This window comes from Streptococcus sp. F2 (assembly GCF_056500955.1).
Window position 1 is genome coordinate 55,651 of the sequence record NZ_JBWKAI010000009.1, and the last position, 11,003, is coordinate 66,653.

Annotated in this window: 9 protein-coding genes and 1 pseudogene; 9 read left to right on the forward strand and 1 reads right to left on the reverse strand. The window is 37.8% G+C overall.

Annotated features, from left to right (window positions below; genetic code table 11):
• Positions 1 to 68 precede the first annotated feature (68 nt).
• From ACYTR8_RS04510 to ACYTR8_RS04530, 5 genes are all read left to right on the forward strand, one after another.
• Positions 69 to 1,250, forward strand: coding sequence for an MFS transporter (locus ACYTR8_RS04510; RefSeq protein WP_479641741.1), 1,182 nt, complete (start codon positions 69 to 71; stop codon positions 1,248 to 1,250).
• Positions 1,251 to 1,397: 147 nt separating this feature from the next.
• Positions 1,398 to 1,667: a 30S ribosomal protein S15 gene (rpsO, locus tag ACYTR8_RS04515; protein WP_003046456.1), complete on the forward strand. Its 270-nt coding sequence runs from the start codon at positions 1,398 to 1,400 to the stop codon at positions 1,665 to 1,667.
• A gap of 451 nt (positions 1,668 to 2,118) precedes the next feature.
• On the forward strand, positions 2,119 to 2,406 hold the full coding sequence (locus ACYTR8_RS04520; protein WP_479641742.1) for a 4a-hydroxytetrahydrobiopterin dehydratase: 288 nt from the start codon (positions 2,119 to 2,121) through the stop codon (positions 2,404 to 2,406).
• Between the two features lie 98 nt (positions 2,407 to 2,504).
• A complete protein-coding gene (locus ACYTR8_RS04525) occupies positions 2,505 to 4,469 on the forward strand; it encodes a hypothetical protein (RefSeq protein ID WP_125074610.1) in 1,965 nt (654 codons plus the stop codon).
• 5 nt (positions 4,470 to 4,474) lie between these two features.
• Entirely contained in the window at positions 4,475 to 5,113 is a 639-nt protein-coding gene (locus ACYTR8_RS04530; protein WP_004230292.1) for an ABC transporter ATP-binding protein, read from the forward strand.
• Between the two features lie 102 nt (positions 5,114 to 5,215).
• Here ACYTR8_RS04530 and ACYTR8_RS04535 read toward each other — a convergent pair.
• Positions 5,216 to 5,860 (reverse strand): annotated as a pseudogene (locus tag ACYTR8_RS04535) (ISL3 family transposase); the annotation flags it as partial.
• A 432-nt stretch (positions 5,861 to 6,292) separates the two neighbouring features.
• Between ACYTR8_RS04535 and ACYTR8_RS04540 the strand changes: the two are divergent.
• From ACYTR8_RS04540 to ACYTR8_RS04555, 4 genes are read left to right on the forward strand one after another with little or no spacing between them, the layout of a single operon-like run.
• Positions 6,293 to 8,353 carry a BglG family transcription antiterminator gene (locus tag ACYTR8_RS04540; RefSeq protein ID WP_479641743.1) on the forward strand — a complete coding sequence of 687 codons (2,061 nt, stop codon included), beginning with the start codon at positions 6,293 to 6,295 and terminating at the stop codon, positions 8,351 to 8,353.
• Entirely contained in the window at positions 8,346 to 8,630 is a 285-nt protein-coding gene (locus tag ACYTR8_RS04545) for a PTS sugar transporter subunit IIB (RefSeq protein WP_002982644.1), read from the forward strand. Before ACYTR8_RS04540 ends, ACYTR8_RS04545 begins: the two co-directional genes overlap by 8 nt.
• A 26-nt stretch (positions 8,631 to 8,656) precedes the next feature.
• Positions 8,657 to 10,036, forward strand: a complete 1,380-nt coding sequence (locus tag ACYTR8_RS04550) for a PTS ascorbate transporter subunit IIC (RefSeq protein ID WP_015057276.1) — start codon at positions 8,657 to 8,659, stop codon at positions 10,034 to 10,036.
• Between the two features lie 9 nt (positions 10,037 to 10,045).
• The gene (locus ACYTR8_RS04555; RefSeq protein WP_111715040.1) at positions 10,046 to 10,777 is read left to right on the forward strand and encodes a transaldolase; all 732 of its coding nucleotides are present in this window, start codon (positions 10,046 to 10,048) and stop codon (positions 10,775 to 10,777) included.
• Positions 10,778 to 11,003: the final 226 nt, after the last annotated feature.

Genomic DNA, 11,003 nt, shown 5'->3' on the forward strand with positions numbered 1-11,003 from the left:
TATTTTTATCGTTTTCTTTTGATTATACTGAAGGTAGCTAAAATATTCAAGGAAAGAGAGTCTCTCTGATGGTATCCCAAAAATCCCTTATTGAAAAAATAAGCCTCCTCAGTTTGTCCCTGATGATGGTTTCACCTTTTGCAGTGTCACCCGCCCTTCCTAAAATGATTGCCTATTATCAAGCGCAGGGCTATCAGGCGCAGTCTGTGGAAATCCTATTTTCCCTGTCCTCTTTTGCTATTTTAGGGGTTCTTCTCATTATGCCTTTCCTGAATCGTTTTTTGTCTGAACGTACAAAAGTTGTAGTGGGGCTCCTTCTTTTGGCAGGTGGTGGAAGTTTTCCTGTTCTCAATCAAGCTTACCCACTTGTGTTTGGGTCACGGATTTTATTAGGGTTAGGTATTGGTCTGATTAACGCTCGCGCGATTAATATTATTAGTGAACGCTTTTCTGGTAAGGAAAGGATAACCATGTTAGGTTATCGAGGGTCAGCAGAAGTCTTAGGGTCAGCCTTCCTCACTTTTTTGGCGGGTTATATGATTCCTTTTGGCTGGTCTATGGCTTATTTGATCTATGGCTTTGGGTTTGTTATTTTAGCACTTTACCTCCTTTTTGTACCTCCTATGATTTCTCCTCAAGCTCCAGTAGCGTCACAGGAGCGTCAGAACTTATCACTAAAGCAATTGTGGCAGATTTTAGGGTTGGCCGGTTATGCTGGATTTGTCATTTTAGTCAATACTTCTAATACCTTGCGAATTCCTCAAGTGATTGATCAAGGTCAGATGGGGAGCGCCACACAAGCCAGTTTGATTTTAAGTTTGATGATGCTTATGGGCATTTTGGCTGGCATCAGTTTTGGTCCTCTTCTTATGTTACTAAAAGATAGGTTGATGGCTTGGGTTGCTTTTGTTTTAGGTTTGGGCATGTTAGTGTTATGGCAGGGAGACAATCTCTTTTTGGTAGCAATTGGTGCCCTATCAACTGGTTTTGTTTACAGTATCGGAGTAACCTATGTTTTTCATACTCTCTCGGAAAGAATTCCTAGTCATCAATTGACATCAGCCACGACTCTTGTCTTGATAGGGTGTAATCTGGGCGGCGGTGGTGCTGCTTTGGTTTTGCAGCTTCTATCCCACCTAAGTTCTGATTTAAAAGCCGCCTATCTAATATTTGCACTAGCAAGCCTTGGTTTAGCAACAGGACTTGCCGGTTATATCTGGTTTTTCAAGAAGCTTAATAAGACCACTTAGTGACTCGAGGGCGAAATAAACGAATAACAGTTGACCTAGCTTTTCGAATCTGCTAGAATAGAGTGGTCGAAAGACAAACCAACTTTTTCTTGGTTTTAGGAGTGCCAATCCTAGGACTCGGATTAAGCAAAAAAAGGAGACATTATTATGGCAATCTCAAAAGAGAAAAAAAATGAAATCATCGCTCAATATGCACGTCATGAAGGCGATACTGGTTCAGTAGAAGTTCAAGTTGCAGTTCTTACATGGGAAATCAACCACTTGAACAACCACATCAAAGAACACAAAAAAGACCACGCTACTTACCGTGGATTGATGAAGAAAATCGGTCACCGTCGTAACTTGTTGGCATACCTACGTCGTACAGATGTTAACCGTTACCGTGAGTTGATCCAATCTCTTGGACTTCGTCGTTAATGTTAAGAATAGACTCTCCGTTTAGGAGAGTTTTTTTTCGTCTGTCAGAGCTTTTTATTTCAGCACAGATACTGATTACGTGACTACAAAATATCCTTAAAGTAAATAAAATTAAAAAGGTTAGAATGAAATCTACCGTTACTTCTTTTTCTAAAAAGCAAATTAGTAATAGCTTTAGCAATCTTTTAGCAACATTTTCCAAAGTTTATTGCTGATTAACCAAGTTGTATTTGAAATAAAAAAACAATTAATCAATCATTTTATCAAAATGATATTTACATTTTAAAATAATAATTATACAATTATTATAGAATATAAATATAAAACCTTCACCCATAAAATAGTTTCAACTGTTACTTTTTACCCTAGGAAAGGAGGTAAATTTTTGAAGTGGTAAAACGAATGTAACATTAAATAAATATTGCTTCATATGTTTTGAAAAGAATTTTTTATGGCAAAAAAAAGACTGTTTCGTGTTTTAGTTATTGCTTTGCTACCACTTAGCATGGGAGTATCTGCTTTAACGTATGGATTTTCTGGTGGAGTAACAGGGCATCTTTGGTCTGGTGAGGTTTGGGCGTGTTGGACAAGCAAAAATGATCCTAAGATTAATAATAATGTTGTCGTATATGCTTCTGGAAGCCACGTTACAAAGGCATATGCTAACAGATGGGCGAGTGCATACACTTCTACAGGAAGGAAACCTTCTGGCAATCGAGCTTATTGGGAATATTACTAAGCTATATGTATTTCATTGAAAGAATTATATCCTGAAAAAGCGAATTGTGGTGTTAAGGTTTTACCTTAACACCATTTTTTTAGATTATGAGGAGAAGCATGAAAAAAATATACAGCATTGTTTTATTATCATTCTTGGCGATGTTTTTCTTTTACATGAATCAACTGATAAGAGAAAGCCATCATTTATCTTTGCCGGGAGCAAGGGCTAGCATTGAGGTGGTTGATTGGGATAAGAAATATTCGACTAAACAAATCTATAAAACCTTAGAACAATTTACAAAAGAAAATAAAATTGGTATCTATAAAGTATCTTTTGGAACCTCTGCTGTAGGCAAACCTGAGAAGACCATTTTTACCTTCCCGTCTCAGCAATCTAAAAAGCTTAAGGAGGAGTTGCCTAAGGAGAATATTAGAGGAAGTGATAAACTCAGCATTGAGAACCCGATAGGAAGTTATTACCTGCAAGGAGCTATCCCAGAGAAGTTGATCCAGAAGTTTCATCATTTAGGCTTGAAGACTGCTGTGGAGACAAACTTTCTCAAACAGTTTTTTCTTCAGTTTCTTTCTGGAGAACTAGCATATGTTCTCGTTTTTCTAATTTTTATTTTATTTATAGTTGATTTATTTGTTTATTTTTCCGAATCAAAAAAAATCGGCATTTTTCGCTTGCATGGTGAAAACCCTTATCAATTAGTTCGTCAGTCAATAAGGGTCGATTTACTAGCTTTAGGATTTTTCATCATATCATGCTTTAATTTACCAAGAGAATGGATGGTCTTTGCTATCCTAACTTTTTTCATTCTTTTATTTTTACTAATAAGTCACCTAGTAGCTTTATCTATTGCTATCAGATTATCTAGTATAGTAGAACAAATAAAATCTAAAAAGCCTTTCAAAAAGTTGGTAGTATTAAACATCCTAATCAAAGTTATATTGGTTGTTTTTTGCTCAGCAACTTTGCTTTATGGAATAAAGGATTTAGTCTCTCAAAGAGAATTAGAGAAGAACCTGATGCATTGGGAAAATCTTCCGAATGTGGCTCGATTATACTTTAGTAGTAATACTAGATTAATTCCAGGACAATTTAATGAGCAAAAAGAAAAGAATGAACGTGATCAAAAATCCCGAAAAGTTATCTATGATTTACTGACACTGGCAGAAGAAGAAGGTGGGATTTTGGCAGAAAGCTATAGCTTACGTGAATATAAGATAGCAGGTAAGACTGTTCCTGGTCACAACTATATGGTTGTCAATCATCATTTTTTGGAGCATGTTCCTGTATTAGCTAATCAGGGAGAAAAAATAGGGAATTTAGCTCCAAATATGTTTCATCTCATTATTCCTGAAAATCTCAAAAAATATGACGAACAAATTAAGGCAATGATTATGGAAGTTATCGCTTTTCATAAAGATGTAAAGTCTCCTTTAGAAAGTTTACAATCATACCCAGTCAATATCATCTATTCCAAAAAGGAGCAAAAAGTATTTAATTATAATACAATCAATTTTCATGATACAACGACTTTTAATCCTGTCATTTTAGTAGCTAAACCGACACTTTTTGGAGAAAAATCTGACTTTTTGGTGGCAGATGTTTCTCAAGGAAATTATTTATTTAATAATCCTCTTACCGTTGCAACATATATTAAGGACCATGGCTTAGTGGAAGATTTTGCAGGATTAACTTCAGGTAGAGAGTTAGCGCTTAGAGAGTTAAACATCATAAGATCACGAATTTCTTTAAAAGTTCTTAGCATGATTACTAGTATCTTAGCCTTTATCATTATTAACTACTTTTTACTGATGACTTATATAGAAAGTCAACGGAAAAAAATAGTTGTTTGGCTGATATTTGGGAAATCATTTTGGGAACGACATGGTCTCTTTTTGTTAAGTATGATTGGTTTAACCTTATTAGCCTTTACAGTTGTCTTTCTACTTCAGTTAACTACTTTTCCAATAATTTTAGGCTTGGTGACTTTAGATGCTTTCATTTATACAGGTTTATTACTAATGTGTGAAAATAAAGAATGTTTGGCAACTATTAAGAAAGGAAACTGACTAATTTGAATACAATAGAAGTAAAAAATATCTCTAAACACTATCCAGATAAAGTTATTTTTAGCCAATTAACTTTTCATGTTGAAGAAGGTGAGATGGTTGCTATTATAGGAGACAGCGGTGTCGGAAAAACGACATTGTTGAATTGCTTAGGGCAATTGGAAAAAATTGATTCAGGACAAATCTTTATTCAGGGTTCTCTCAGTAATTATCGTCATAGAAAGTATTATTTTAAATCTGTATTTGGATTTTTATTTCAAAATTTTGCGTTAATTGATAATGAATCGGTATATGAAAACTTGAATTTTATCACAAAAGATAAGAAACAAATAAAAAAATATCTAGAAGAATTTGGACTTGGAAAAGACTATTTAAACAAAAAAGTTTATCAACTCAGCGGGGGAGAGCAACAACGTGTGGCTTTGATAAGAGTATTGTTGAAGAAGCCACGAATCGTTTTTGCAGATGAGCCAACAGCCTCGCTAGATGACGAAAATAGTCAATTTGTAATGAGAATTTTGCAGAGCCTCAAAAATAAAGGGGTTACAGTAATTGTGGTCACTCACGATAAAGGACTTTTACCTTATTTTGATAAGGTGATAGAGCTGAAGTCTGATAAGAGTCATGAAATAACATTAAGTTAATAGATTATTTATAGGTAGTGGTTATTGTTATGTTTGATTCTCAGTAACAAACGACAGAGCGTCTTAGAATTTAGGCTCATTGTCAACTGTAGTGGGTGACTGATACCTGCCAGACATGACGAGGGTAACGACTTTCACGCTATTTCGAGTTTTTTTAGAATATCTGAAGAAATGGTTACGGGTGGTGACTTGGTGTCTGTTATCAAAAATAGAGATAATTTTATTGGTCTCAAAATCCTGCGCAATAAAGGTGAGTTTGCCTTTCTGTTAAGCAAATTCCTCAATGGAGAGCCCCTTAAGAAATCTAGAAAAGACCTCCTTAAAAGCGAACTGCTTGAGCTTACGATGGATAGTTGTCGATGAAACAGCCAATTCTTGAGCAATGTGACTGAGAGTTTGACGGTTGATGAGTTTCCGAGTGCTTTTTACTCTAAGAGGCTCAGAAATTTGACAATTTTTCCGTACAAATTTGTTTCAGCAATAGTAACGTTACAATAGCTTTTTACTGGAAATATCGCTTTTTAAACCTGATAAGGCTAGGAATGCTATTGATTTTAAGGGATGGCATTTTGGATGGCTTCTGGAAGTTGTACTTGAGTTGTTTCCCGTGACAGAGCTAAAACAGCTTAGGTGAATAATCAAGCCTAGCCCAGACCTCAATGTGTGTCTTATGATGAAAAACTTTGTCTAAGGAGATATTTTGTCTTTAATTTTGGCTAATTCTGTAGTATGATACAGTTGTCCCATATAATGCTTTCTAATGAGTTGTTTAACACTTTTCATTGTAAGTTATATGGGATTTTTTATATACAATTAAAAAACCCTATAATATCCAGTGGATTTATCCACTACAGAGATTATAGAGCCAGAAATGTTAAATTGAGTCAAGAAAGTCAGCTTAAGAATGAGCTGACTTTTTCTGATGCCTTCGTTAGCGGTTAATGATTTTATCTAACAACAAAAGGTATCTCAGTGATGAGGTATCTTTTGTTGTATCATGAAGAAAAAGGGAATCAATTCCCAGATTTGCCTATTTTTTGCCACCTTTTGAGGAACTTGTTACAATGATATCATCTGTTGAGTCCAATTGCAGTCAAAAATGACGTGAGACAATTGGACTCAATTTATCTTGAAAATGAAAACGCTTCATTTTATACTGACATTATAGGAGGAGATGACATGCTATCTCATGAGCTCATCAGAAACTATCAACTCTTTTCTAAATATAAAGGACATTCACTGGAGGCATTTGAATCCATATTAAAGGCAAGCAAACGTCATATACTGGCAGATATTACTAAAATCAATGACACGTTGTCACTCTATCAGTTACCCCTTATTACTCTGGACAGGCAGCTGGTTTATCCGCCAGACCTTACTGAAAAGGACTTGTTGAATCGCATGCTACCTACCTTAGACGACTATCTCTTTCAAGATGAGCGTCTGAACATGATTATCATTTACATCATGATGGCTAAAGAATTTATCTCCATTAACCACTTGGAAAGCTTGTTACGGCTAAGCAGAAATTCCGTTATTGCTGATTTAAACTTGGTGCGTGATCGGGTACAAGCCTTTCAGGTAACTTTAGCTTACAATCGCCAGGATGGTTATTTTTTTGAAGGAGAACCCTTAGCCTTGCGGCGTCTCTTAGAATCAGCGGTCAGTTCTCTTTTGCAAGTCATATCAGGACCTTGGGTGTTCAGTTACTTATTGCATGAACTTGGTTTGCCCGACCAGACAAAGGTGATGGCAGCAACGTTGGAAGAACTGAGCAGGGAGAACCACTTAACTTTTATTTCGGAGAAATTGAGGGATTTGATTTATTTTTTCTGCCTTCTCGCTCATCGACCATTTTCACGGGATGTAAGGGCTGAAGCAGTGGATACTTTTCCTTTAGCTTCGCCAGCTGTTGAAACGATGGTGGACCAGTTATTGGTCAACTTCCCCAGTCTAACCGAAGAAAAATATTTGGTTCAATCTAGGTTACTTGGTTGTATCCAAGGTGACTTAGACTTAGTCTTTCAGCAACCTATCTATGACATTATGGAGGAAATCATCAATTCGGTGGCGGTTAACACGGGCTTGTCTATCACCGATACCCCAGAACTTCGTCAGAACCTATACAGTCACCTTTTGCCAGCTTATTACCGACTTTACTACGACATTGACTTGACCAATCCTTTGAAGGAACAAATCAAACAAGATTATGAATCTCTCTTTTACTTGGTCAAGCGCAGCCTTTCTCCTCTAGAAAAACAATTGGGGAAAACAGTTAATGAAGATGAGGTTGCTTATTTTACCATTCATTTTGGGAGATGGTTGCAGGCCCCTAAGAAGAGGCCGAGCAATCAGCTGGTAGCCTTATCTGTCTGTCCTAATGGCATTAGTTCGTCTCTGATGTTGGAGGCAACCTTGAAGGAACTTTTTCCACAGCTACAGTTTATTAGGATTCACCAGCTGGACAAAATAAAGTTGTTGGATCCAGCTTGCTTTGATTTGATTTTTTCAACAGTAGCTTTTGACTGTGCTAAACCTGTTTATGTGACGCAAGCTTTGATGGGACCTGTTGAGAAAATGATGTTGAAAAAAATGGTCTGTGATGACTTTCATCTTCCCTTGTCAGAGCAATTTGCTTTGGATGACCTGTTGAGTATTATTCATAAACACACCACGATTACTAATAAAGAAGGACTTGTTAGTGATTTATCCCGTTACCTGATTGGTAACCATTTAACGATTGAAAAAGGAGGTCTAGGACTATTGGACTTGTTAACAGCAGATTTTATTAGGCAGGCTGATGCTGTTTCGGATTGGCAGGAAGCGATTCGTTTGGCTGCTCAGCCTTTACTAGAACACCAGATGATTGAAACATCTTATATCGACGGTATGATTGATTCGGTCAATGAGCTTGGGGCCTATATTGTTTTAGCCCCTAAGGTGGCTGTTCCTCATGCGGCGCCTGAAAAAGGGGCGCGGCAGTTAGGCATGTCTCTCTTACAACTAAAAGAACCTGTCAGCTTTGATTTGAAGCAAGAAGGTGATCCAGACAAGCAAGTGCAATTGATTTTTGTTTTGTCTGCTGTGGATTCTAGTTCACATTTGAAGGCTTTGCAGGAACTGTCGTTGATTTTAGATGACGATGAACATATTGAGCAATTAATTGAGGCTGAGAATACTGATAAAATAATGAGTCTGATTAGCCATATGATCGAAAAAGGAGATGAATCACATGATTAAAATTGTAACGGTTTGTGGAAACGGTATTGGTAGTAGCTTGTTACTTCGCATGAAAGTCGAAGCTATCGCATCTAGTTTGGGTATTGATGTGGATGCAGAATCCTGTGATTCCAATGCGGCTGTTGGAAAGGGTGCAGATTTATTTGTTACCGTTAAAGAATTTAAAGATATTTTTCCAGAGGATGCCAAGGTTTGTATCGTTAAAAGCTATACCAATCGTAAAAAAATTGAAGAAGATTTGGTTCCGGTTCTTAAGGAAATGAGTGGCAAGGAATAAGCCTTTAAAGGAGATAGGGAGATACTATGGAAGCATTATTATCATTTATTCGAGATATTTTAAAAGAACCTGCATTTTTAATGGGCTTGATTGCCTTTGCAGGCTTGGTAGCTTTGAAAACACCTGCTCATAAGGTGTTGACAGGAACCTTGGGACCGATTTTGGGATACCTTATGCTTGCTGCAGGAGCGGGTGTTATTGTGACCAATTTGGACCCTCTTGCCAAACTCATTGAGCATGGTTTTAGCATCACTGGCGTAGTGCCAAATAACGAAGCCGTCACTTCTGTCGCTCAAAAGATTCTGGGTGTGGAAACTATGTCCATCTTGGTGGTTGGTTTATTGCTCAATTTGGCTTTTGCTCGCTTTACCCGCTTCAAATACATTTTCTTAACAGGACATCACAGCTTCTTTATGGCTTGTCTCTTGTCCGCCGTGCTTGGAGCTGTTGGTTTCAAAGGAAGTCTTTTGATTATCTTAGGTGGGTTCCTCTTGGGAGCTTGGTCAGCTATTTCGCCAGCCATTGGTCAACAGTATACTCTGAAAGTGACTGACGGAGATGAAATCGCTATGGGACACTTTGGTAGTTTGGGCTATTACCTTTCTGCCTGGGTTGGTAGCAAGGTTGGCAAAGACAGTAAAGATACCGAGGACCTTCAGATTTCTGAAAAATGGAGTTTCTTGCGCAACACCACCATTTCAACAGGACTTATCATGGTGATTTTCTACTTGGTGGCAACAGTGGCTTCTGTTTTGAGGGATGCTTCAGTAGCAGAAGAATTAGCAGCAGGTCAAAACCCATTTATCTTTGCCATTAAGAGTGGTCTTACCTTTGCGGTTGGTGTGGCAATTGTCTACGCCGGTGTTCGCATGATTTTGGCTGACTTGATTCCAGCCTTCCAAGGTATTGCTAACAAATTAATTCCAAATGCTATTCCAGCTGTAGACTGTGCGGTATTCTTCCCTTATGCGCCAACCGCTGTTATCATCGGTTTTGCGTCAAGTTTCGTTGGTGGCTTACTTGGGATGTTGATTTTAGGAGTTGCAGGTGGTGTCCTGATTATCCCAGGTATGGTGCCTCATTTCTTCTGCGGTGCAACAGCAGGGATTTTTGGAAATTCAACAGGTGGTCGTCGCGGTGCGATGATTGGTGCTTTCGCTAATGGCTTATTACTCGCCTTCTTGCCTGCCATGCTTCTACCTGTACTTGGGAAACTTGGTTTTTCAAACACGACCTTTGGAGATGTGGATTTCGGTGTTTTAGGGATTTTACTGGGCCGCTTAGGAACGTCGATTGGTCAAATCGGTATTTACTTGGTGGTTGCTGTGCTTGCTATTGTATTGGTGCTTCCAAGCTTTCTGTCAAAATCTCAAGAGGCCATCAATAATGTTTCAGAAGAAATCTAAAAGGAGGATATGATGACAAAAAAACTAAACGTTAAAGTCTTTTCAGACGGTGCGGTTTTAGAGACCATGTTAAAGGATTTACAAACAGGTTTGGTCACAGGCTTTACAACCAATCCAAGCTTGATGAAAAAAGCAGGCATCAGTTCTTATATTGGCTTTGCCAAAGAAGTGCTTGCCAAGATTACAGACTACCCAGTGTCCTTTGAAGTCTTTGCGGATGATCTCGCAAGCATGGAAAAGGAAGCTGAGAAAATTGCCAGTCTAGGTGACAATGTTTATGTGAAAATTCCAGTCACCACTTCTACAGGCGAATCAACCTGTCCCCTCATTCAAAAATTGTCAGCCAAAGGCATTAAGTTAAACGTCACAGCCATTTTTACAATTGAGCAGACTCAAGCTGTGGTTGATCATTTAACCGCTGGAGTGCCAGCTATTGTGTCTGTTTTTGCTGGTCGTATTGCAGATACCGGCGTTGACCCAATGCCAATCATGGAAGAAGCTCTGCGCATTTGTCGTCAAAAAGAAGGGGTCGAATTGTTGTGGGCTAGTCCTCGTGAAACTTATAATATCTATCAAGCTGATCAGCTAGGTGTTGATATTATTACCTGTACCAGTGATTTGATTGCCAAGTTACCTCTTCAAGGAAAAGATTTAGAAGACTATTCCCTTGAAACCGTGCAAATGTTTCTGAAAGACAGTACCAGCCTTGGCTTTAAAATTTTAGAGGATGACAATCAGTAACGTTAGAAGACAAAAGCAGGTAGAAAAGCCTGCTTTTTGACTTTTTTCAAAGGTAATGAGACCTGCTTCGGATTTTTTAAGGGCATTTCAAGAGATTGCCACGCCAAACGCATGAAGAAACTTTTGTTTTCAGAAAACTAGATTCATAATGACAAAATCAATCAAAGTAGTACACTATAGATGAGGTGACTACGATGATTGATTTTATTATTGCTATTGATAATTG

Bases quoted from the DNA above. Each gene is read 5' to 3' on its own strand.
- ACYTR8_RS04510 (WP_479641741.1), top strand. From the start codon at position 69: ATGGTATCCCAAAAATCCCTTATTGAAAAAATAAGCCTCCTCAGTTTG.
- ACYTR8_RS04540 (WP_479641743.1), top strand. From the start codon at position 6,293: ATGCTATCTCATGAGCTCATCAGAAACTATCAACTCTTTTCTAAATAT.
- ACYTR8_RS04550 (WP_015057276.1), top strand. From the start codon at position 8,657: ATGGAAGCATTATTATCATTTATTCGAGATATTTTAAAAGAACCTGCA.
- rpsO (WP_003046456.1), top strand. From the start codon at position 1,398: ATGGCAATCTCAAAAGAGAAAAAAAATGAAATCATCGCTCAATATGCA.
- ACYTR8_RS04525 (WP_125074610.1), top strand. From the start codon at position 2,505: ATGAAAAAAATATACAGCATTGTTTTATTATCATTCTTGGCGATGTTT.
- ACYTR8_RS04520 (WP_479641742.1), top strand. From the start codon at position 2,119: ATGGCAAAAAAAAGACTGTTTCGTGTTTTAGTTATTGCTTTGCTACCA.
- ACYTR8_RS04545 (WP_002982644.1), top strand. From the start codon at position 8,346: ATGATTAAAATTGTAACGGTTTGTGGAAACGGTATTGGTAGTAGCTTG.
- ACYTR8_RS04555 (WP_111715040.1), top strand. From the start codon at position 10,046: ATGATGACAAAAAAACTAAACGTTAAAGTCTTTTCAGACGGTGCGGTT.